This window comes from Microbulbifer maximicatervae (SeqCode) (assembly GCF_052467615.1).
Genome location: NZ_CP174319.1, coordinates 4574929 through 4598523 on the forward strand (window position 1 = coordinate 4574929; position 23595 = coordinate 4598523).

21 protein-coding genes are annotated in these 23595 nt (G+C 45.7%); 3 read left to right on the top strand and 18 right to left on the bottom strand.

Annotation, left to right across the window (positions count from 1 at the left end):
• From ACJJIM_RS20175 to ACJJIM_RS20185, 3 genes are read right to left on the bottom strand one after another with little or no spacing between them, the layout of a single operon-like run.
• On the bottom strand, positions 1 to 3132 hold the full coding sequence (locus ACJJIM_RS20175; protein ID WP_444911826.1) for a glycosyltransferase family 4 protein: 3132 nt from the start codon (positions 3130 to 3132) through the stop codon (positions 1 to 3).
• Positions 3122 to 4099 carry an NAD-dependent epimerase/dehydratase family protein gene (locus ACJJIM_RS20180; RefSeq protein ID WP_444911827.1) on the bottom strand — a complete coding sequence of 326 codons (978 nt, stop codon included), beginning with the start codon at positions 4097 to 4099 and terminating at the stop codon, positions 3122 to 3124. Before ACJJIM_RS20180 ends, ACJJIM_RS20175 begins: the two co-directional genes overlap by 11 nt.
• Before the next feature lie 15 nt (positions 4100 to 4114).
• Complete coding sequence (locus ACJJIM_RS20185; RefSeq protein WP_413663865.1) at positions 4115 to 5344, bottom strand: NAD-dependent epimerase/dehydratase family protein; 1230 nt, start codon at positions 5342 to 5344, stop codon at positions 4115 to 4117.
• Between the two features lie 409 nt (positions 5345 to 5753).
• On the opposite strand from ACJJIM_RS20185, the gene ACJJIM_RS20190 reads away from it, so the two are divergent.
• Together ACJJIM_RS20190 and ACJJIM_RS20195 are read left to right on the top strand one after the other, a co-directional pair.
• The gene (locus ACJJIM_RS20190; RefSeq protein WP_413663866.1) at positions 5754 to 7100 is read left to right on the top strand and encodes a methyltransferase; all 1347 of its coding nucleotides are present in this window, start codon (positions 5754 to 5756) and stop codon (positions 7098 to 7100) included.
• A gap of 23 nt (positions 7101 to 7123) precedes the next feature.
• Positions 7124 to 8122 (top strand): hypothetical protein, encoded by a 999-nt coding sequence (locus tag ACJJIM_RS20195; RefSeq protein ID WP_444911828.1) that lies wholly within the window; start codon positions 7124 to 7126, stop codon positions 8120 to 8122.
• A 150-nt stretch (positions 8123 to 8272) separates the two neighbouring features.
• Here ACJJIM_RS20195 and ACJJIM_RS20200 read toward each other — a convergent pair whose 3' ends face one another.
• Complete coding sequence (locus tag ACJJIM_RS20200; RefSeq protein ID WP_444913408.1) at positions 8273 to 8827, bottom strand: glutathione S-transferase family protein; 555 nt, start codon at positions 8825 to 8827, stop codon at positions 8273 to 8275.
• A 127-nt stretch (positions 8828 to 8954) separates the two neighbouring features.
• Entirely contained in the window at positions 8955 to 9383 is a 429-nt protein-coding gene (locus ACJJIM_RS20205; protein WP_413663869.1) for a VOC family protein, read from the bottom strand.
• A 239-nt stretch (positions 9384 to 9622) separates the two neighbouring features.
• On the opposite strand from ACJJIM_RS20205, the gene guaD reads away from it, so the two are divergent.
• Positions 9623 to 11017, top strand: coding sequence for a guanine deaminase (gene guaD / locus ACJJIM_RS20210; RefSeq protein ID WP_444911829.1), 1395 nt, complete (start codon positions 9623 to 9625; stop codon positions 11015 to 11017).
• A gap of 1 nt (position 11018) precedes the next feature.
• On the opposite strand, the gene ACJJIM_RS20215 is transcribed toward guaD, so the two are convergent.
• The 13 genes from ACJJIM_RS20215 to ACJJIM_RS20275 form a co-directional block, all read right to left on the bottom strand.
• Positions 11019 to 12005, bottom strand: a complete 987-nt coding sequence (locus tag ACJJIM_RS20215) for a hypothetical protein (protein WP_444911830.1) — start codon at positions 12003 to 12005, stop codon at positions 11019 to 11021.
• A gap of 168 nt (positions 12006 to 12173) precedes the next feature.
• A complete protein-coding gene (locus ACJJIM_RS20220; protein WP_413663872.1) occupies positions 12174 to 14315 on the bottom strand; it encodes a hypothetical protein in 2142 nt (713 codons plus the stop codon).
• A 109-nt stretch (positions 14316 to 14424) separates the two neighbouring features.
• Complete coding sequence (locus ACJJIM_RS20225) at positions 14425 to 14844, bottom strand: F0F1 ATP synthase subunit epsilon (protein ID WP_108735087.1); 420 nt, start codon at positions 14842 to 14844, stop codon at positions 14425 to 14427.
• 18 nt (positions 14845 to 14862) lie between these two features.
• Positions 14863 to 16266 (bottom strand): F0F1 ATP synthase subunit beta, encoded by a 1404-nt coding sequence (atpD, locus tag ACJJIM_RS20230; protein WP_282930574.1) that lies wholly within the window; start codon positions 16264 to 16266, stop codon positions 14863 to 14865.
• Positions 16267 to 16319: 53 nt separating this feature from the next.
• Positions 16320 to 17180 (bottom strand): F0F1 ATP synthase subunit gamma, encoded by an 861-nt coding sequence (gene atpG, locus ACJJIM_RS20235; RefSeq protein WP_282930573.1) that lies wholly within the window; start codon positions 17178 to 17180, stop codon positions 16320 to 16322.
• 77 nt (positions 17181 to 17257) lie between these two features.
• A complete protein-coding gene (gene atpA / locus ACJJIM_RS20240; protein WP_108735090.1) occupies positions 17258 to 18802 on the bottom strand; it encodes a F0F1 ATP synthase subunit alpha in 1545 nt (514 codons plus the stop codon).
• Between the two features lie 48 nt (positions 18803 to 18850).
• Entirely contained in the window at positions 18851 to 19387 is a 537-nt protein-coding gene (locus ACJJIM_RS20245; protein ID WP_108735091.1) for a F0F1 ATP synthase subunit delta, read from the bottom strand.
• A gap of 12 nt (positions 19388 to 19399) precedes the next feature.
• On the bottom strand, positions 19400 to 19870 hold the full coding sequence (locus tag ACJJIM_RS20250; RefSeq protein WP_282930571.1) for a F0F1 ATP synthase subunit B: 471 nt from the start codon (positions 19868 to 19870) through the stop codon (positions 19400 to 19402).
• Positions 19871 to 19922: 52 nt separating this feature from the next.
• Positions 19923 to 20168 (bottom strand): F0F1 ATP synthase subunit C, encoded by a 246-nt coding sequence (gene atpE / locus ACJJIM_RS20255; protein WP_020413895.1) that lies wholly within the window; start codon positions 20166 to 20168, stop codon positions 19923 to 19925.
• Between the two features lie 59 nt (positions 20169 to 20227).
• On the bottom strand, positions 20228 to 21154 hold the full coding sequence (gene atpB / locus ACJJIM_RS20260; RefSeq protein WP_282930570.1) for a F0F1 ATP synthase subunit A: 927 nt from the start codon (positions 21152 to 21154) through the stop codon (positions 20228 to 20230).
• 49 nt (positions 21155 to 21203) lie between these two features.
• Positions 21204 to 21566 carry an ATP synthase subunit I gene (locus ACJJIM_RS20265; protein ID WP_282930569.1) on the bottom strand — a complete coding sequence of 121 codons (363 nt, stop codon included), beginning with the start codon at positions 21564 to 21566 and terminating at the stop codon, positions 21204 to 21206.
• Positions 21567 to 21768: 202 nt separating this feature from the next.
• The gene (locus ACJJIM_RS20270) at positions 21769 to 22671 is read right to left on the bottom strand and encodes a ParB/RepB/Spo0J family partition protein (RefSeq protein ID WP_282930568.1); all 903 of its coding nucleotides are present in this window, start codon (positions 22669 to 22671) and stop codon (positions 21769 to 21771) included.
• Positions 22672 to 22683: 12 nt separating this feature from the next.
• Positions 22684 to 23493 (bottom strand): ParA family protein, encoded by an 810-nt coding sequence (locus tag ACJJIM_RS20275; protein WP_444911831.1) that lies wholly within the window; start codon positions 23491 to 23493, stop codon positions 22684 to 22686.
• Positions 23494 to 23595 lie beyond the last annotated feature (102 nt).

Sequence of the window (23595 nt, forward strand, 5' to 3'; positions counted from 1 at the left end):
TTAGATCGCAACTAGCATTTGTTTAAGATAACGCAATCGGCCATTTCGTAAGACAAGTCCATTTTCCTTAACACGTACGGTAATCTCTGAGTTTTCCTGCTTTATTTCAGGGGTTAATGAGAACCGGAATCCATACCAAGCTAGTTTCGGGTTTCGAGTACCGAAACGTTCCACATAACGATTCGCCGTGGCTTCAGCTACAATGTTTCCGTTTACCTCTAAGACAATCACTAAATTTTTAGCTATATTGCTTCTATCCCATGCCCATCCCTCAAGAACCCGTGGATCGAGTGCAAAAAGCTCTCGTGGTGGAATTGACCCCTTAATAGGTGAGCCAGTATATCCCTTAAATATACGTTGCAAGGTAGTACCTGATTTTTGAATCACAGCCTGAAAACTAAACTTGGGTTTAAATTCAGTTTCATTGATTTTTCCCTGCTCATGGATAATTTTTGCAATATCATGTTCAGGCTCATCCTTACCTTCTACTGTATAATCCTTGTCTACAAACTCTCCTACCTCTGCGTGATCTTGCCCATATAAAGTGGTATCTTCAGTATCTATCTCTTGAATGTTTTCAGGTGTGTTATTTTCTGATTTAGAGAAGAAACTCCAGGTATATTTTTGGTTAAATATCTCCTCAACAGCTACCTCATTAAGTATTGGACTTCCAGAGATAGCTGCAAATACATTTTTAGATAGTTTTATAACCCGTATAAAACGAGTGTAAGTCATTTCTTGATCTTCTAACAGAAACTTAATATTAAATTTTTCACCTTCTTCCCATTTATCTGGAATTGGGAATCTATGTAAAGTAAGTTCATTATCTTGTAGCTCCAAAGAAATTGACTGGGGCTCACCATTAACAATTAATTGTCTATTTCCCGGACCTTTGGCTACACAGAGCAAATGGGAATTTCTCTCGTCCAAACCAACAACTACCCTCGGATTACGATTTTTCATTTTACGAGGCCGGTCGGCATGTAAAAGCCACACAGGTTCCTCATCCAAACGATTCTTATCCCGATAAAGTGCTGGTCTTAATTTAGCTCCAATAGGCTGAGCTGAAGGAAGAAGGGCTAGTTTACGATAGGCAATATTATCATTTTCAATCAACGACATTGAGCGAAGGTAGACTGAGTTAGCGTTATTTCGAGATTCTTCCAATTCCTCCAAGTAGTAATCACTCCGAAGATGGCACTCAGGAATAACCATCAATTCAAACCCAAATTCTTTGTTCGCCCTTAAAATATATTCTTGTACCAAACCGTAGCGAATATCATAAGGGAGTATTGACCCCACCTTGCTTGATACCAGTTTTGGGATACAAATAATATTTGTGCCTATTGCATTTCCAAAACTGATCTCAGAGACGATATCTCCACCTATCGGCATTACCACCTTGTTTTCAGGTAGAGATAAAAAGCTAGTGATTATGAATTCATGATTTATTTGAAGAGTTTTGCGTAACTCACCGCAAAATTTTCCACCTAATCGAGAGGATGTACCATCACAGAGAATGCAAGCATCTAGAGTACTTTCAGAAAGACTTTTTGCCAGTGCAATCCCTGCTGGAAATCCAATGAAATCCACCAAACTACAATTGAGACCGGCTTCCAATAGAAAGTTAGAAGCTCTCTCAGCAATATTTTCAAGATAGGGATCAATTAATAAAAATTTGATGGAGTCTGGTCTATCAACTAAAAGCGCCTCAGAAAACTCCATAACACTCTCAGTATCCCGCAATAGAACAACCACTTCTAGGGTCGGTAGCTCCATCTCATTAGAAGCTGTTAAGGTGGGAGAGCCTGTAATCTTGGTGATAGCTTCAGCGCCACTATACTGCTTAAAAAGATCTGCTAAGTAGGCATGAAAACCATACCAAACTTGAAGGTTATAATTGTTATCAAAACTGGAATGCGCAATCCTATGCCCATTCTTCAGTACCTCTTCTAGCCTTTTCGCAAGCTCAAATGCGTAGGGTGCGATAAGACAACTTTCGTGGTCTTCTTTTGCGATAAGCTCTGGAGTTCCCCCTACTCGCGTTGCAATAAAAGGAATATTATTCTCTAGTGTTTCATATACTGCCATGGTGGAGTTTTCAATCAGGGAGGGCATTACCGCTATCATATCCCTGGAACATAAAAACGAGAGAGCTTCCGGCTGGTTATAATCTGTGATGCAATTGACTTCAAAACTCCAAGTAGATGCTTTTCGCTCAATATAGTCCGCAACCTTCTCATTGTTTTGATTAGGTAAGGCTTCACCATATTTACCTAGGAAATTAACTCTGGTAGGACAATTCCCCGTCCGCTCAAGTAAATCCAGAGCGGTACAAAAGAGCTCCAATCCCTTCCGCATTTCCAAACGACCAAAGAAGGTCAATTCGTTAGTGCGAACTACATCACCAGGCTGTCGATTAATACGTTTATCATCAACGGAAACTTCAGAAAAATCGAGAATATTTGGCTGAACATAAGTTGATGTTGGCAGCTTATAGCCGACATAGCGCATAAAGCAAAGTAGATGTGCGCTACCACCAATTACCATATCGGCAAATTCAACACATTTCTGCTCAGCAAAACTCGCTGGTAACAGCTCCCTTTTTACCAATGGCTGCATTTGATAATGACGATTCCAGAGGTGCGGGGACGATGTCTTTACAATAAATAATGTATCTTTAAACGCCAAACCCAACTTCTTAACCATCAACGCATAAATTAATCCACCTCGCCATTCGGAAGTGTGGATAACATCAAAACATCTCTGTTCAATTAACCAGCGGTATGCAGCACTATATCGTCGCTGCCAACTCTGTGAGGGGCCGATTATTGTTTCATCCGTGTGCACCAAATAGTGCAGTGAAACACCAAAATTGGAATATTCCTCAACCCAATACTCAGGTGTTTCATTCTCAACTGTTTCACCTTTTAAGTAGAGCACATGTACTTCGTGCCCATGTGCTGCCAGTCCTTTCGCTAGGTGATAGTAGGTTGAAGCAATCCCTCCATTTCTCACCGGACCTAGGATTTCTTCTGTGGCTATACAAACTCTGAGCTTCTGGTCCGACTCAAAACCTGCATAAGTATTTAAATCAGGGAATGATTCTACTGAAAATTTGTCAATCTGCATTCTGTAGGGCCCTCTGCGAGAGGCTAGGCTTCAGAACATCCTCCTTATTGACAAAGTAATCCCATGTAATTTGAATACCGTCTCTTAATGATACCTCCGGCCTAAAGCCCAAGTACTGTTTTGCTTTAGTAATATCCGTATAGTTATGGCGCACTTCACCTGCCCTGAAAGGGTGGTTAGCTATTTCAAGATCTTCATGGCAGCCCGAGACATCCCTTAGTAAACTAATTACTTCGTTAATTGACGTCGGCTGGCCGCTACCCAGCTGAAATACCCCATTTTCTCTCTTTTCCAGAGCCCTAATTATTCCCTGGCAGAGATCGCCTACAAAAATAAAGTCTCTAGTCTGATAGCCATCTCCGTAGACATCACAGACCTGTCCTTTCAGAATATTTTTAATAAAGGCTGCTATAACACTTCCTTTGTGAAAGGAAAGCGGACCATAAACATTAGAGAATCGTAAAGAAGTTATTGATAATCCATAACTTTGAGAATATGCAGAACAGTAGGCCTCTGCTGCAGCCTTAGACGCACCATAAGCCGATGCGGGATTCACTGGCATTAATTCGTGTACTGGTGGATCAGCTTCTCCAATGATCGCCCCACCTGTAGAAGCATTAATGAGATGTTTAACCTCATACCTTCGCATTGCTTCCAGAAGATTGACAGTCCCCTGTACATTTACTTCAAAATTATAGACGGGGTTATTTATTGAATTAATAACACGTGTATCTGCAGCTAAATGTATAACAGCATCAGCTTGCTTTACAGCTTCATCTACATCCCGTTGATTTCTAACATCTCCTCTAATAAATTGGTGAGGTATTCCGGCTAATGCTGCGGTAGTGCCAGTGACCTCATTATCTAAAACTAAAATTTCGTCATATAAACTCAAAGTACTGAGATATTTGACTAAATTTGAACCTATAAATCCACATCCACCAGTAATAAGGATTCGCGTAGACATAGCTAAAGCTACCCACTAGGAAATGGTTTCAGTAACTTCACTAGTTTTTTCCCGATAGGAAATATCGGCAAGTTTATTACCCTTTGTCCAATAAGAAACGCAAGGTATTTTTGTATGATCAGCCCGATCTTGATATTGCATTGTTATATCTGTAATTTCTTGTAGAAGACTATCTTTAATAAGAATCGGCTGCCATCCAAATGAACGAAGTAAATCATTTTTTACATTGAGATCATTTCTCTCTGCCTCCTTCCTCGGGTTTGGCAGATAACTTATTTCACAGTCTGTCAGTGATTGAACTAATTGTGCAAGATCGGAAAGTGTTTGCGTTTCCGCCATCTGATTGAGAATCAGTGGCCGTTCACCGAGCTCCGGTGGATGTAAAAGTGCCTGCTCAATACATTTGCAAGTATCAGAGATATGGATAAATGCGCGAGTTTGACCACCTGTGCCATGAACAGTAAGTGGGAAACCGACAGTCGCTTGCATTAGAAATCTATTTAGGACTGTGCCGTAGTCCCCGTCATAATCAAAACGATTTATCAGACGCTCATCCAAACTAGAGAGTTCAGTCTGCGTTCCCCAAACAATACCCTGGTGAAGGTCAGTAATACGAAGCCTGTCATTTTTCGCGTAATACTGAAACATTTGCGAATCCATCGTCTTGGTCATATGGTAAATGGAGCCGGGATTAGGCGGATAAACGATAGAGTCTGAAATTTGACGATTATCAACTGTCTCTATTTTTACATCCAAGTAACCTTCAGGTATTGGTATGGGCTCCTCATGGCCGTAACCATACACTCCCATTGTACCGAGGTGAACCAAGTGAATATCAAGCTGCGTCTCTACAATCGCATTGAGAATATTATGAGTACCACAAATATTATTAGCGATCGTATAATTTTTAGTAGAGCTGCTTTTCATCGAATAGGGCGCAGCGCGCTGCTCACCAAAATGAACTATACTATCTGGCTTTTCCTCCTCTAGGAGATTTACAAGATCGTTAAATTTCTGGGAAACATCCAACTCCACAAAGCGAATAACCTTTCCCGTTAATTCAAACCAGGTATCAATACGCTCTTTCAGTTCTCGAATCGGTGTTAATGATTCTACATTGAGCTCACTATCAATTTTTCTTCTAGAAAAATTGTCAATAATAATAACTTCATGACCTAAATTACTCAGATGTAATGAGGTTGGCCATCCACAAAAGCCATCGCCACCGACTATTATCAGTTTCAAAGAGCCACCTCCACAAGTTTTGCCAACCAGGTCGTTGGCAGATCAATTTATTCAGGATTGAGGTGTTATCGTCTGCTGCTTAATTGGATAACGTGAATCTTACAAAATCCAATTTATAACACAGGCTTTCCAGCTTTACCGATTATACGAGTTAGCATCCGCGCCAACTTTTATAGATTGCACCTTGAATAGTTTTCTCAGAGAAAATAAATTTATTATTTGACAGCTCCAACTTTCACATTTATGAATATTTTCATAGCTTAAGAAAATCAGTGCTAGCTGCGAGCATGTACTCAATAATAAGCAATCTTATTATATTTGATTTAAATCGAGCGCAACTGCACCTATTTGCAGCATGCAAGTCAATATCCACGCCAAAAAACCTGGTTACCATTACTTGGAAAATTAAATGTCTACTTTAGAAATCAATCAGCTGGATAACTTTGAACAAGGGAAGCAAGCTGCATTAGCTGGAGAAATAGACCTGGCGAGAGAGTTATTGCGTCCAATTGCCGATCTCAACCCTTTTCATCCGGCTACTTATTTTCTGTGCTATGCCGAATCAAAAAATGGTTCGATTCTAAATTGTGATAAGTATGCGCTGACCTTCATCTCAAGACATCCACACCATGTAGGCATGAGAATAATCTCCGCTATGCTAAATATAGCTAAAGGAGACATAGATCAAGCTGAAAAAGATATAAAAATAGCAATCAAGTGCAACCCAGAACATAAACGAGCTCTGAAAGTCTTTGACCAAGTCAAACTGATACGAATCGAAAATAACGCCAGGGAAGCGATTGAAATTTTAGACACTTCCCGTTCTCACCCTGCATTTTCAAAACTTTCCCGCTCAAAGGCAGCAAAACAACTGAAGAAAATAGAACCTTTAGAAGATTGGGACAATCATGAATTGCAAGCTAAAATCGCATTTTTCCACAACTGCACTAATATACGCCACGCACTAAAGAATTTTGATTCGGATCTCATCACTAGTGCCGTTGAACTCGGCTACTGCTCATGGCCAAGAAAATTACATAAATATGTACAAGGGTGCAATGTTTTAGATGTCGGTTGTGGTTTTGGCGGCTATGCCATGGGCTACCTCTGTGCTGGGGCGAACAGTTATACCGGTGTAGACCCTGCAATGTCTTTAGACTCCAGGAGGGTTCGCAATAAAAGGATAAGAAAGTGGGTTAACGCTCCAATGTCCGGCCAGGACATCATGGATTTGATCCCGGATATTGATCTACGCCAGTGCTCTACCCGCGATCTCGTCGGTATAAAGACCTTTGATACGGTTTGTCTTCACAATGTCACTGAGCACCTATTGGAAATTGAGGGTGTATTCGAGGATATTGCGGGGCTGTTAACCAAAGGAGGGAAAATTATATTTCTGCATCACAACTTTTATGGCTGGAGTGGGCACCATATGCCTCCTCATAATCCATCGGTTTTAGACGAGGGAAATCCAGATCATCTTAAGTTTTGTGATTGGAACCATATTAATATCGTTCGCCATTTGCCACACGATCACTATTTACACACACATCTAAATCGAATTCGAATCGATGAATTACGCGCATTAACACGTAAGTATTTTAATATCGAAACCTGGGAGCTACAACCTTCCCATAGTAATGTTTTAGAGCGTTTAACTCCGGAAATAGAGACCAGAGTAAGAGAAGAAATTCCTGATATTACACTGGATGAAATGAAGACAAATGTTGTTTTTTGTGTAGCTTACGCTAAGTAATCAATTTTTTCCGGAGCAAAATAATGTACGAAATTGATGATGCGGAAATTGCAAGGGGTTGTTATGTACACCCAGAAATTTCATTCTCTAAAACTAAAGTTCCCCAGAGCGTATTTGAGACACCAGGGATGGTTTCGATTGCGGAACGTAAATTACTCTATTCATTGGCGTCAAAAAACTTCCAGCAAAAAGGATATATTGTTGATGCTGGAAGCTTTATGGGAGCATCTGTGGTTTCTCTCGCACATGGGTTGATGAGTAACTCAGATTTTTCAAACAACAGAAACTCAAATATATTGGATAGTAAACCTATTAGTAGTTATGAATTGGGTTTTCTACCTAAACCAGCAAATGGTTCGGATCGTGTTTGGGAGTGTGACTCACTAACCTATAAGTTTGGTGAATCTTTTGTTCCAATACTAGAAAATAGTATTTCTCCATTTCAGTCATTGATTGAACTAAATATCGGTGATTTTAATGAGTTTTCCTGGCCTGATAATCCAATTGAAATTTGTTTTATTGATGTATGTAAAACTCAGGACCTAAATAAACATGTTTCAGCAGAGTTTATGCCAAAGCTGATTGAGGGCGAATCATTTTTCATTAATCAAGATTTTTTCTTTGATCGTTTACCATGGATTAAAGTAACCATGGGATATCTTGAAGATTATTTCGACTGGTATGGGCAAGTATTCTCAAGCTCAATCTATAAGTGTAAAAAACCAATTCCTAAGGAAGTAGCTGAATACGACCCATTCACCGAAGCTAGCCTAGAGGAATGCTTGAAGCTCCACGATAATCATCCTAAAGAACATCTAACAGATGCTCATAAATTAAGAATGTGCTTGTCTCGCTCATACCTTATTGCAATGAAGGGGGATAAAGATGAAGCACTAGATTATCTCAAAGTAGTTGAAAGTGATTATGAGCATATGATGGATGAAAATACTTCTATAGACAGAAATGATCGTTTTCGATTCAACAGAGCTGTCCGGCAAATAAAAAGCGGAATTTTTAGTTGAAAACTAGTATTTGGGATAAATCAAAAAGGTCAGGAATATAGTTTCTGACCTTTTTGTTCAAACAAAATGTATTTAAATTTAAGCTAGGCTTATATTCATGTCTTTTTTCAAAGCTGCATCAAGTTCTTGAGCTCGTTGAAATGCTTTACGTTAAGCTAAACGATTTACATACTCCTGATACTCTTCACGTCCATCTATAGTTCCAAACTGTAACCCCCACCCCAGCTGTGCACCAATATATACATCTGCTGCTGTAAAACGTTCTCCAATAATATACGGGTTTGATTTTATTGCACCAGATAGCGTATCTAGTGCAAGTTTATAATTACCGTAACCCAACATTTGCTGTTTATCTTTAACCTCATCTTCATCAAAGATATATTTATTCACGATGGCGGACTCCAATGGTCCAGCTGAGTAAAACATCCATCGGTAATAATTGGCACGCTCTTCGTTATTTATCGGAGACAAACCTGAATCGGAAAATACATCTGCCAAGTAGATACATATTGCTGCTGCTTCAGTTATTATTTTGTTGTCGTGCACTAGTGTTGGAACTTTCCCCATGGGATTCAAAGCAAGATACTCTGGCGATTTCATGTCTTCGCCATATTCAAGTACTTTGGTTTGATAGGGTACCGATATCTCCTCTAACATCCATCGAACAATACAGCCTCTCGACTGAGGATTCGTATAAAAGATGATTTAATTTGCCATGTCAATATCTCGAATTTATGTGGAAATATAAATTTTAGCTAGGCAAGTATCATTTCTTCGAGAGATTTACATGTCAAGTTATTAAGTAAAAATACTATCTATTTGCTTGGACAATTCACTCGGCTAATTCAACAGTTATATTCTCTGGCCCCAAGAGAAAAGCTAATTTTTTATTTTGATATTCCAATATTCCACTTCTTGTGCTGATTCCTTGCTTCGATAAATATTCTAAAGCCTCATTCAAATTATCTACCTTCAAACACAGATGGTTATAACCGGGCCTTGCCAAGTCAATTAGTGATGGATTAGTTTTAACCGCTGGATATCGGTAGTGAAGTAGCTGTATCTCAAACTTCGGAGATGACTGCTTTAGTACCATCGTAAAGTGATCTGCTTCTACATTATCCACCTGAAGATACTGCGACGCTTTCTCTCCAGTTAGAAAATTTTTGAGTAGAAGCTCAAAACCCAGCAGTTCAAAAAAACTGACACTTTCCTCTAGTTTCGTAACAACTACTGTTACGTGATCTGGATGTTTAAACATGGATTGAGAGCCTTCAATCTGGATTTAAGTACAAGTTTAGATGTAATTGATTAAGTTTTTTCCAAATACAAAATATACAAATCAAATTTCTGTATTTTTAAGCAGGTTATTACTCAATATATAAGTTAATTTGTTGTTTTATATTCCAGTTCTTCTAGAGAGTACCGAAATAAATTTGTCACATTATCTTTCAAATGCTAAATATATAGGTTTGCTTATTGTTTTAACGGAGTGAACTGGTGGTCGAAACTTTATCCCTAAGCAGCAGTATAAAGTCCAATATAGCTAAATTATTTTTATTACTCTCAGCTTCTAGCAACTTTGTTTATGCAGAGACAACTATATTTCAAGGTGACATACTTCATTTTACAGCCGACCCGGCGAAGACCAATAAAGCTTATGAGTATATTGAGGATGGCGGATTAATTGTCAAAGATGGAATAATTGCAGGGATAATTTCTGAACAACAAATTTCGGAAAAACAAAAAGAAGCAGAGATTGTAGATTATCGCGGCAAGTTAATACTTCCCGGCTTTATCGATTCTCATATTCACTATCCACAAACAGGGATGATTGCGGCTCATGGCGAGCAATTATTAGAGTGGCTTAAAGAATACACCTTTCCAACTGAAAGTAAATTTTCCGATAAAGTACACGCGAAGGAAGTTGCAGAGTTCTTTATTAGTCAGTTACTTAAGAATGGCACAACATCAGCACTTGTGTTTGGTACCGTTCACCCAGAGTCTGTAGATGCTCTCTTTGAAGTTGCTCAACGGGAGAACATGCGACTAATTGCAGGTAAGGTACTGATGGACCGCAATGCCCCAGAATACCTACAGGATACACCCGAAAGTGCCTATTCCGATAGTAAGAAGCTGATCGAACGTTGGCATAATAAGGATCGATTGAGCTATGCCATTACTCCAAGATTTGCCCCGACAAGTACTCCTGAACAGCTTAAGCAGGCAGCTAAGTTACTAGATGAATATCCCGATGTGTATATGCATACCCATGTTTCCGAAAATAAGGATGAAATTAATTGGGTAAAATCATTGTTTCCAGAAGCAAATAGTTATCTTGATGTTTATAACATATATGGATTAAATCGCGACCATTCAGTGTTTGCTCATGGTATTTACCTGGATGACCAAGAGATGGAAACTATGGCTTCGGTAGGTAGCGCTATAGCTTTTTGCCCAACGTCTAATCTGTTTCTAGGGAGCGGATTATTCCCGCTTAATAGAGCTGAAGAAATTAATGTTAGTGTGGGCCTGGGAACCGATGTGGGGGCCGGCACCAGTTTCTCGATGTTAGAGACTATGGATGAGGCCTATAAGGTAGTTCAGCTACAGAAGTCGATTGAAGATGCCAGTGGTATAAAGACACTCTCTCCACTTAAAGCTTTCTATCTTGCGACCTTAGGATCTGCACAAGCACTGGATATCGATAAAAGAGTTGGAAATTTTGAAAAAGGAAAGGAGGCAGATTTTATTGTTATTGATTTAGAGTCAACTGATTTAATGAAGTTTAGAATGAAGTCTGTAAAGACACTTGAAGAAAAACTATTTGCCCTGCAGGTTCTTGGTGATGATAGAGCTATATACAGCACATATATAATGGGTGATAAAAAATAGTTTATCTGGTATTTGATATCGCGTGACCTATTTTTCGATACTCTTCTTGTACTCGCTCTAGATTATCAACCCCAAGGTAGTAGTCGTCTTTGCCAAAAATACTCTCCCAAACAAAGGGATAAATGGCAATTACCTTGGGGTTTGCTATCGCAAAATCATAAGCTTGCTTTGCCTGGCTGATTAATTTTGATTCAGAAATACTACCGAAACCTCTGTTGGAGGTTTTAAATGCCCTCGGTATTAAATAATAATTAACATCTAAATGTGATGTTTTAACCATTAGCTTTTCTACTAATTGTTGTTGAAAACTCTCTCCTACATAGTAATTTACAGCAAATAAATTATACTTTTTAGGAATTATTTTTTTGAAATTTGACTTTCTAACTGTTCCATTCATAAATGTAATTGCTCTTTTTGCTTTAGGAAAGCTTTCTTTAACTAATTGAGCAATTTCTTCTAGATATAGCTTTAGTGTTTGATTATTTAATTTTGAGCGATGGAAGGGTTCATCTAATGGATCAAACGCTATAATAATGTCACTAAATGGCTCTAATCGTTTCTTTGCTAGTTCCCACCGCTCCAAATAATCCGCTCGTTTCCTATAGGTCGGATAACCATCAAAGAATATTGGTGCTACTTGTACCCATATCTTTAGTCCATGATTCCTTGCGGCCTTCATGATATCTATTTCATTGTAATAGACGTCAACAAAAGTTGTAAATTGCGACACCTCACTGATTTCATCTATGGTCCATCCAGAGTGAAAGAATCCAAATTCTGTTAAATGCTCTGGAACTTTAATGTCATTATGTATTAACGAGGGAGTAACTATATTTCCATGTAAGAAAACATGTCTCGGACGTTTTAAGTCTTCGGCTAAAGTGGCTTTATTACTGGATTTTAGAATACCAATGGCGTTAGATTTTTCAGGCAAGAAAATTAGAGTAATAATAAAGGAGATAAATACGCCAGTCGCTAAACACTTCATCGTATAAAACTTTTTAAACAAAGAATTAAGTCATCTCTAGTGATTATTGTAGCAACCGCTATTACTAAGTAGTAACTTATTCAATTGTCTAAAATAGATGCATGGCAGTGAAGTTGCCAATTTATACAATTAGGCATCAGCTTCCAGGGCCGATACCTAATTGAGATATTACTGTGATATCATCAAATATTGTTTTGTTTCTACATCAAAAACAGCTACGCCTCGATTTGGCATAGAGACATACAGAACATTTTTAGCTTGATCTACTGCTGGAGTAAGCAGCATATCCTCCCACTCTTGTTGTATGGCACTTAAAAGCAGGGTTCTATTTCCGGTTTCTCTATCTATAGCCAAAAGTTCCATGTTAACTGGTTCATCATCGCTGTCTGTGTGATTGTAATCTTCTACATATATTAGATTACCTTCATTGCTATACGCCAAATCCCCTAATTCATGGACACTTTCTCCAGCACCAATTTCATTACTTGATATGATTTTTGTTATTTCATTTTCCAGATTAAACTCGACAACTTTCCCATGAATATCTGAAATGTATATTTCTGTAGATTCTGCATTTATTGAGATATGGTTTGGATACCAGAACCCCATATCGGGGAAAGAATTGATTTCAGTTCGATCTCCAGACTGTAAGTCTATCGATATCAGTGAGCTACTAGAAATAGCGAGTATTCTATCTCGAGTAGTATCTATAGATAGTCCTGTAAGGCCATTAAAATTCTCTCCAATACCGACACCAGGACCAGAAATAACCAATCTTTCCCCTGTTTCTGGATCTACTTTAATTATACTTTGAGAATTTATTTCTTGTACGTAGATATTTCCGTTTCGACTATCTACTGCCAAATCTTGAAAGTGACCCTCGACTAGCCCTTCTCCATTATTTGGACCAGATATAATCTCCCGATCACCGGTTTGTGGATCTATCGCTATTACTTGGTGAATATTATCATATTCATATTTAGAGTATCGGGATTCTGCATAGTTATGATTGAGTAGAATAAGTCTTTGATTGTACTCATCATATGTTAGGTCAGAATTTGTCGAGAGTAGGGGACCTTTTCCTCTTATTCTTTTTGATACTAGTGTTCGGCTTCCATTTTCCTTATTAACCAAAAGAGTATGCCCTGTTGAGCATGCACTAATTAGAATTGATTCACCCGTATCAATGATACCATTTTTCGCTTCATCAAAATTCAGATTTTCATCACCGATGTCTAATTCTGACGACACTAGCTTTCGATCACCACTAATTAGGTCGATCTCAATCAATCTGCTGTGGGTATCACTGACATAAGCTAAGTTGACTTCCAAATCAATCGTTAAGCCTGTCAAGTTTTGTAGAGACTCTCCCGAGCCTACACTCACTCCTGATAATTCGGTTGCTTGCCAAGTAGCAGGGTTTAACTCCAGTAATCCATCCTCACTTACAGCAAAAAATCGTCCGTCGACAATTTCGAATCCTTGATTGAAATAGCCTACTGAACTTCCGTCTTCATAATTAAAAGAGGATATTTTTTCACGGTCCCCGGTGATAGGGTCTACTTTTATTAAATAGCTCGGAAAATAATTTTGCACATAGATATCACCAGAACTGATATCAATAGAAATTTGTGGTCTTCTCCCAAATGACAGTGAATCATCCCCTGACTCGGAAATGATATTTAAGCTATTAAATTCACGATCGATAGAAATTAGCTGGTCATTTTGGATTATTAAGAAATTACCCGTAGTGTGGTCAAATTCAGCTCCGACCACATCGGAGAACTCTGAGGAAATATAATCTTCCTGCATGCTTTCCAGATTTAATACCCTAGTAGGGTTAAAGGCGTACGCTAGATTTCTATCGCTATCAAATGCCAACGGACCGCAAAATCTGTAGCTATTAAATCCGTCATAGCTATTAACACTCACTGAGGCAGCAGCTGGGGAGGTATTCCCATTAATATCTGTTACCTCAATGTTAATGCTAGTCGTAGTGCCTTCCTCAAGCGTTATTTCTGCCTGCCAGGTTGCAAAATCATCATCCGATGTTGCGTCAATTCCATTTACAGATACCCTGGCAACACCAACATTATCATTTGCGCTACCACGCACAACCAGCTGCTCTTTATCACTCCATAGCCCGTCGCTAGCGGGAAAGATAATACTTGCGCTTGGGTATTCACTATCGGTTTCCTCTTTCGGTATCGAAGAATCATTGCCGCCTGAAGAAGAACCCCCTCCGCATCCAACCATTAAGTACATCAGGAAGGTTATTAATAAGTAGTTTCTAATAGAGGTTTTCAACATAAATGCTCTTTATCGTAGAGGAGTCACTCGAAAAAATAGATAAAAAAAAAGCAGCCGAAGCTGCTTTTTTGTCGCCTGAAAACAGGCCTTACGAGAAGGTAAGAACTGCTTACTTACCGGCCGCCTTGCGAATTGCCTGCAGGGTACGCAGACGCGCTTCGGCTTCGGCCAGCTGGGCTGAGATGCGCGCGTAGTCGACTTCGGACGGCGCCTTGTGCAGGGCGTGTTCCGCTTCTTCGCGGGCCTTCTGCGCGGCGTCTTCATCGATCTCACGTTCGGCTACATCGGCGAGGATAGTCACCATATTAGGTTGTACCTCGGCGTAGCCACCGCTGACGAACAGTACTTCCTCTTCACCACCGGGCTTGATGATGCGCACCGGACCGGCTTTCAGAGCGGTGAGCAACTGAGCGTGACCGTAGGAGAGACCCAGCTCACCTTCGATACCACTCACAATCACCATCTCTACCAGCCCGGAGAAGAGAGACTGCTCGGCGCTGACAATGTCACAATGTACTGTCATGGCCATAGTATATGCCTCTCTCGATTAGCCCTTGGCTTTGTTGGCTTTTTCCACAGCTTCGTCGATGGTTCCCACCATGTAGAAGGCCTGTTCCGGCATGTGGTCATATTCACCATTCAGGATGCCCTGGAAGCCACGAATGGTTTCTTTCAGGGAAACGTATTTACCTGGTGCACCGGTGAAGATTTCCGCAACGTGGAACGGCTGGGACAGGAAACGTTCGATCTTACGGGCGCGGGCTACGGTCTGCTTGTCTTCTTCAGACAGCTCGTCCATACCCAGGATCGCGATGATGTCCTTCAGCTCTTTGTAGCGCTGCAGTACAGACTGTACTCCGCGAGCCACTTCGTAGTGCTCTTGACCAATTACTTGTGGGTCCAACTGACGAGAGGTGGAGTCCAGCGGGTCAACAGCCGGGTAGATACCTTTAGCGGCGATATCACGGCTCAGTACTACAGTGGAGTCCAAGTGCGCGAAGGTGGTCGCCGGAGACGGGTCAGTCAAGTCATCCGCCGGTACGTATACCGCCTGGATAGAGGTGATAGAGCCAGTCTTGGTGGAGGTAATACGCTCCTGCAGAACGCCCATCTCTTCCGCCAGGGTCGGCTGGTAGCCTACCGCAGAAGGCATACGGCCCAGCAGTGCGGATACTTCGGTACCGGCCAGGGTGTAGCGGTAGATGTTGTCGACGAACAACAGTACGTCTTTGCCTTCATCACGGAATTTCTCCGCCATGGTCAGACCGGTCAGGGCTACACGCAGACGGTTGCCGGGCGGCTCATTCATCTGGCCGTAAACCATCGCCACTTTGGAGTTGGCTTTGTTTTCCAGGTCAACAACGCCGGATTCAGCCATCTCGTAGTAGAAGTCGTTACCTTCACGGGTACGCTCACCAACACCTGCGAACACGGACAGACCGGAGTGCTCGGTAGCGATGTTGTTGATCAGTTCCATCATGTTTACGGTTTTACCTACACCGGCACCACCGAACAGACCAACCTTACCACCCTTGGCGAACGGGCAAACCAGGTCGATTACCTTGATGCCGGTTTCCAGCAGTTCGGTAGAGCTGGACTGCTCTTCGTAGGTCGGTGCAGCGCGGTGGATAGAGGAGCGCTCTTTCTCACCGATAGGGCCACACTCGTCAATCGGGTTGCCGAGCACGTCCATGATGCGACCGAGGGTTTCCAGGCCAACCGGTACAGAAACCGGAGCGCCGGTATTGCGCACGGACAGACCGCGGCTGACACCTTCGGATGAACCCATGGCAATAGCGCGTACCACGCCGTCACCCAACTGCTGCTGCACTTCCATGGTGAGGTTCTTGTCCTCAACCACCAGTGCGTCGTATACATTCGGAACAGAATCGCGTGGGAATTCCACGTCGATGACCGCTCCGATCACTTGCACAATTTGCCCGTTACTCATTTCCGGATCCTCAGCTTTAAATTCTTTCTAGGCTGACCATTACTGGCAGCGGATTAAACCGCCGCCGCACCGCCGACAATTTCGGACAGTTCCTGGGTAATGGCCGCCTGGCGCGCCTTGTTGTAGACAAGCTGCAACTGATCGATCAGCTCACCGGCGTTATCGGTGGCGCTCTTCATCGCGATCATACGCGCTGCCTGTTCACAGGCTTTGTTTTCAACTACTGCCTGGTATACCTGGGACTCGATGTAGCGAGCCAGCAATCCATCCAGCAATTCAACCGGATCCGGCTCGTAGAGGTAGTCCCACTCGTGCATGAGTTTTTCATCTTCGTCCTTCGGCAGCGGCAGCAATTGCTCAACCTGCGGCTTCTGGGACATGGTGTTGATAAACTCATTGGATACCAGGAACAGGCGATCGATATCGCCTTCTGCGTAACGGTCCAGCATTACCTTAACTGAGCCAATCAGCTGGTTGGCCTGGGGCGCATCGCCCAGATCGCGCACCGCTGCGACAACCTTGCTGCCGATGGCATTAAAGAAACTGGCCGCCTTGTTACCTACCGCGCAGACTTCGACGTCGACACCCTTCTCGGACCACGCCTGCATCTCGCGAATAGCGGCTTTGAACATATTGACGTTCAAGCCACCACAGAGTCCGCGGTCAGTGGATACCAGGATAAAACCGACCCGCTTGGCCTCGCGCTCTTGCAGGTAAATATGCTGGTACTCGGCCGAAGCGTTGGCGACGTGGCCGATCACTGCGCGTATGCGCTGGGCGTAGGGACGCCCCAGTGCCATGCGATCCTGAGCCCTGCGCATCTTACTGGCTGCAACCATTTCCATTGCGGCAGTAATTTTCTGCGTGCTCTTGATGCTGGCAATTTTTGTGCGTACTTCTTTTCCGCCTGCCATAGTGATTTACCTTGTTCGCTGGAAGTTAGATTCCGAAAGAGCGGACACGCCGCTCTCTCGCGCTCTCCAGGGAGTTCTTACCAGCTGCTAGTAGCGACGAACTTCTCGATAGCGGCTTTGAAAGCTGCGTCGATTTCGTCGTTGTAGTTACCAGTGCTGTTCACTTTCTCCATCAGCTCTGCGTGTTCGCTGTTCATGTAAGCGAGCAGGGCGGCTTCGAAATCGAGAACCTTGGCAACTTCTACTTCTTTCAGGTAACCCTTGTCGGCGGCGTAAACGGAAACAGCCATGTCCGCGATAGACAGCGGAGAGTACTGTTTCTGCTTCATCAGCTCGGTTACGCGCTCACCGTGATCCAGCTGGGCTTTGGTAGCTTCGTCCAGGTCAGAGGCAAACTGGGAGAATGCCGCCAGTTCGCGGTACTGAGCCAGAGCGGTACGGATACCACCGGACAGCTTCTTGATCACCTTGGTCTGCGCTGCACCACCTACACGGGATACAGAGATACCCGGGTTGATCGCTGGGCGGATACCGGAGTTGAACAGATCGGTCTCGAGGAAGATCTGGCCGTCGGTAATGGAAATCACGTTGGTCGGTACGAACGCAGATACGTCACCGGCCTGGGTTTCGATGATCGGCAGGGCGGTCAGAGAGCCGGTCTTGCCTTTCACTTCACCGTTGGTGAACTTCTCTACGTAGTCGGCGTTTACACGCGCTGCGCGCTCCAGCAGACGGGAGTGCAAGTAGAAAACGTCACCGGGGTAGGCTTCACGTCCAGGCGGACGCTTCAGCAACAGGGAGATCTGACGGTAGGCCCAAGCCTGCTTGGTCAGGTCATCGTATACGATCAGGGCGTCTTCACCGCGGTCGCGGAAGTACTCACCCATGGTACAACCGACGTAGGGAGCCAGGAACTGCATCGCTGCCGGATCGGCGGCGCCAGCGGCTACTACGATGGTGTGATCCATAGCGCCGTGCTCTTCGAGCTTGCGCACTACGTTGGCAATAGAGGACTGCTTCTGGCCCACGGCAACGTAGACACACTTAACGCCGGTACCTTTCTGGTTGATGATGGCGTCGATCGCCACAGCAGTCTTACCGATCTGACGGTCACCGATGATCAGCTCACGCTGGCCACGGCCAATCGGGATCATGGTATCAACCGCTTTCAAACCGGTTTGTACAGGCTGGTCAACGGACTGACGGGCAATAACGCCAGGCGCTACTTTTTCTACCGCATCGGTCAGCTTGTTGTTCAGCGGGCCTTTGCCGTCGATCGGGTTACCCAGCGCGTCTACAACGCGGCCGAGCAATTCCGGGCCAACGGGGGTTTCCAGGATGCGGCCGGTACAACGGCACTTCTGGCCTTCAGCCAGCGCCTTGTAGTCGCCCAGGATTACAGCACCAACGGAGTCGCGCTCCAGGTTCAGCGCCATACCGTAAACGCCGCCTTCGAACTCGATCATCTCGCCGTACATCACATCGGCCAGGCCGTGGATGCGGATGATGCCGTCGGATACGGAAACAATGGTGCCCTCATTTTGGGCTTCAGTGCTCACATCGAGATTTTCGATGCGGCTCTTGATGATTTCACTGATCTCAGAGGGATTCAGTTGCTGCATGCTCTGTTCCTCAAGTCCCCGCCGGCTAACGCCAAAGGGGAGAGTAATTTAGGAGTTCATCGCCTCGGCGAGCTTGGCCAGACGGCCGCGTACGGTACCGTCGATGACTGTATCACCGGCGCGGATGATCGCGCCGCCCAGCAGGCTCTCGTCCACCGAGCTGTGCAGATGTATTTCGCGTTCAAACTTCGCGCTGAGCTTTTGGCCCAGTGCTTGCGCCTGTGCATCGCTCAAGGCGTGCGCGGAAACAACTTCCACCTCGAGGGTGGCTTCCGCTTGCGCTTTCAGCTCTTCGAACAGTTCGGAAATTTCCGGCAGCAGCTGCAGGCGGTTGTTTTCCGCCAGCAACCGGATGAAGTTCCTTCCGTGCTCGCCGAGTTCGTCTGAACAGATCGACAGGAATTTATCTGCGCGCTCTTCACTGGTGAGCTGGGGGTTATCCAGCAGCTCACGCACTTTTTCGTTCTGGCTGACCGCTGCCGCAGTGCTCAGCGCAGTGCTCCAACCACCTAAGTGGGAGGCTTCCTGCGCATAAGAGAATGCAGCTTTAGCGTAGGGCCGGGCCAGTGTGCTGAGTTCCGCCATTGGGTTCCTCGCTTACAGCTCGGCTGCCAGTTTATCGATCAGGTCGTCGTGCGCCTTAGCGTCGATATTGACCGCGAGAATCTTCTCCGCACCCAGGACAGACAGGTCTGCCACACGGCTGCGCAGTTGCTCTTTAGCGCGATTCACTTCCTGGTCGATCTCAGCTTTGGCCGCAGTTTTCAGACGATCGCCTTCAGACTGAGCCGCTTGCTTGGCTTCATCGAGAATCTGGTTGGCGCGCTTGTTGGCACCATCAATGATCTCGTTAGCCTGATCTTTGGCTTCCTTCAACTGCTCGGCAGCTTTACGCTTGGCCAGTTCCAGGTCTTTCTGTGCGTGTTCGGCGTCAGCGAGACCATCTGCGATCTTCTGCTCACGCTCTTTCATCACGCCCAAAAGCGGCGGCCAAACAAACTTCCAGCAAAACCAGACGAAAAACAGGAAAGTAATCGACTGGCCGATTAGAGTCAGGTTGATATTCACTCCGACACCTCTTGCTCTTTAAATAGGGTTAAGGGCAATTGGAACGGCGTAATTAAACCAGACCAGGAGCTACGGCGAAGATCAGGTACATAGCGATACCAACACCGATCATCGGAACCGCGTCAAGCAGACCAGCCATCAGGAACATCTTGCCCTGCAGAGCCGGAGCCTGTTCAGGCTGACGAGCGGAACCTTCCAGCAGCTTGCCACCCAGAGTACCGAAACCGATTGCGGTGCCCAGGGCGCCCAGACCGATCAGCAGTGCACTTGCGATGTAAACCAGACCTAATGCTTCCATTGTGTTCTCCAAATCAAAGTTAAAGAGTTGTTGTAAAGGTCGAAAAAAGGGTTAAAAACTTATTGATCGTGCTCGTGCTCATCGTCGCGATGGTGTGCCATCGCCATGTACACGGTGCTCAATACCATAAATACGAACGCCTGCAGCACGATTACCAGTACGTGGAAGATCGCCCAGCCCATGTGCAGGAGGCCCGCACCAATAAAGCCGAGAACGCCAACGCCAAAGACAATCGCGATCAGGATAAAGATCATTTCACCGGCGTAGAGGTTTCCGAACAGACGCAGGCCCAGGGAGATCGGCTTGGCGATCAGGGATACTGCTTCCAGCAGGAAGTTCACCGGGATCAGCAGGATGTCAAAGAACAACTTGCCGGTATGGAAAGGGTGCAGAGTCAGCTCTTTAAGGAAGCCGATGGCACCTTTTTCGCGAATACTGAAGAAAATCATCAGCGCAAACACCGCCAGGGCCATACCCAGGGTGGCGTTCGGGTCGGTAGTCGGGACCACTTTAAAGAAGAGGTGATCGTTGCCGGAGATCTTGGCGGCAGCCATCGGCAGCCAGTCCACCGGTACCAAATCCATCAGGTTCATCAGGAAAACCCACACAAAGATGGTCAGAGCCATCGGGGCAACCATAGTGTTGCGGTGGGGGAAGGTTTCCTTAACCAGCTTGTCGATAAAGTCGGTAACCAGCTCCACAAAGCTCTGGAAGCCTGTGGGCTTGTCCACACTGGCCTTCTTGGCTGCGCGGGCAAACAGGAAGCAAAAAATCAGACCGAGGCCGATAGACCAGCCCAGGGTATCTACGTGCAGGGCCCAAAAGCCCATATCCGCAGCTTCCTGGGAGGAATGCGCCATAGTCCAAGTAGACTCATTCAGCACAGTACCGTCGGCGCGGGTATACCCGGCCGGCAGCTTGCCGTAAGTCATGTTTTGCAGGTGGTGTTGGATATACCCCGTCGCGGTTTGAGCTTCGCCTGCCATAGTTCCTCAACAATCGTAAAAGTAAGAATTCTTTTTTCTTATCCACCGGCTAGCGGACCATGCGCGCTACCAAAATCCACTGCACGATTACACAGAGGACGTAGCTGATAAAAAGCGCCGCGGCATTCAGTGGTTTGACGGTGGCAAACACCGCTGCAAAACCTGCCATGGTCAATATAAATTTGCCGGTTTCCGCGCGGTAGAAATTGCCTACCACGCGATGGGCCGCGCGCGCACCGCTATCGCGAAAGGCGCGCCTGCCAAAATATGCTCCGGGCAGTGCACACAGGGCACCGCCGATAAATACGGAGAGCGCAGTCACCGGTTTACCGCTCAAGTGCAGTGCCGCACTGGCCACCGATATCAGCAGAAGCTGTACCGCGGCTATTCGTAATACCGGGGGTTTTGTCATAGACGGGATAAGCCGACTTTTTTTGCGCTGTCCGCCCAAAATTTGGGCGTGCGAATTATGCGGCAACAGCATCGCCGATTCAACCGGCAAATGTCGTCAACTTATTTGATTTTCAGGAGGTTTTGCACGGAATTACTCGCCGCAGTGAGTATTTGCCAACAGTTATTGCGCGCGCCACTAGGACGCGCATTTCCCTGTGGCCTCAGTCCTCGGCGTAACCCAGGTGGGCCAGGATTCCATCCAGCTCTTCCAGAGTGGTGTATTTGAGTACCAGGCGGCCGTTGCCTTTATCGTTGTGATCGATAGATACGGGCACTCCGACTTTTTCTGCCAGGCGCTCAGTCAGGCGGCGGATATTGGGGTCGGGCTTCGGTTTTTCCGGTGCGGGGGCAGCCGGCTGTTGTAAACGGCGCACCAGCGCCTCTGTCTGGCGCACAGTAAGGCTGCGCTCGACCACCTGGCGCGCAGCAGAGCGCTGGGTGGCACCGGATAGGCCGAGCAGGGCTTTGGCGTGCCCCAACTCCAGATCGCCACGCTCCAGGAAAGTCCGCACCTCTTCACTGAGGCTCAACAGTCGCAACAGGTTGGTTACTGCGGTACGGGATTTGCCCACCGCATCGGCCACTTCCTGCTGGGTCAGCTTGAACTCATCCTGTAAACGCTTGAGGGCTACAGCTTCCTCTACCGGATTCAGGTCTTCACGCTGGATATTTTCAATCAGCGCCATAGCGATGGCAGCTTCATCGGAAACGCTGCGCACCAGTGCCGGCACTTTCTCCAGTCCCGCCAATTGGGCCGCGCGCCAGCGCCGTTCACCGGCGATGATTTCATAGCTCTGCTCACCGATACCGCGCACGACGATCGGCTGCATAATGCCCTGGGCGCGTATCGAGTCCGCCAGCTCCTGCAAGGATTCCTGTGGAAAATCCCGGCGTGGCTGGTAGCGGCCGCGCTGCAAAAACTCTATCGGCAACTCCTTCAGCTCACCGTCGACCACGGCGGTTTCGGTTTCAGCTTCACCGGTAGCCTCGGCGATCGCGGTGCTGTTTTTATTGCTGATCAGGTGGGATAAACCCCGGCCCAGTCCTTTGCGTTTGGCGGCCATAGTAATTACCCCTTATACGGCTTCCGCCACAGGGCGGCTTTTCTTATTGGAAGATTGATTGGCGGGATGGCGGCGATTGATTTCGCAAGCCAGTGCCAGGTAGGCAATAGCCCCTTTCGAGTGGCGGTCGTAATCCAGCGCCGGCTTGCCGAAGCTGGGAGCCTCTGCCAAACGGACATTGCGCGGGATACAGGTTCGATACAGGCGATCGCCGAAAAACTCCTGCAACTGCGCCGACACTTCGCTGGTGAGGCTGTTGCGCGGATCGTACATAGTGCGCAAGATGCCCTCGATTTTCAGGTCCGGATTGGCGGCCTGCTGGATCTGGGTGATGGTATCCACCAGTGCTGACAACCCCTCCAGGGCATAGTATTCACACTGCATGGGAATCAATACGCCGTGGGCTGCACAGAGGGCGTTTACGGTCAGCATATTCAACGATGGCGGACAGTCGATAATCACGTAGTCGTAACGATTACTCACCGTAGCCAGGGCGCGGCGCAGGCGAGATTCGCGCCCCTCCAGATTCAGCAACTCCACCTCTGCCGCAGACAAATCACCGTTGCCCGGGATCAAATCAAAACCGCTCTCGGTGGATACAATGGCCTGCTCAACGGGTAATTCAGCGGCCAGCACATCGTAACCGGACACCTCCAGGTCACTTTTATCCACACCGCTGCCCATGGTGGCATTGCCCTGGGGGTCCAGGTCGATCAGCAATACGCGCCGCTTGTTGGCAACCAAAGATGCGGCCAGGTTGACGCAGGTAGTGGTCTTGCCAACCCCGCCTTTCTGGTTGGCCACAGCAAATATCTTGCTCAAGATTCTTGTCCTTTGTTGTTTCCGGGTGCGTTTGCCCCGACGCCGGCTCGGCTTCGGGCGGCGGCTGTTGTGCCCCACGATAGGGGAGCAGGATTGGGCGTG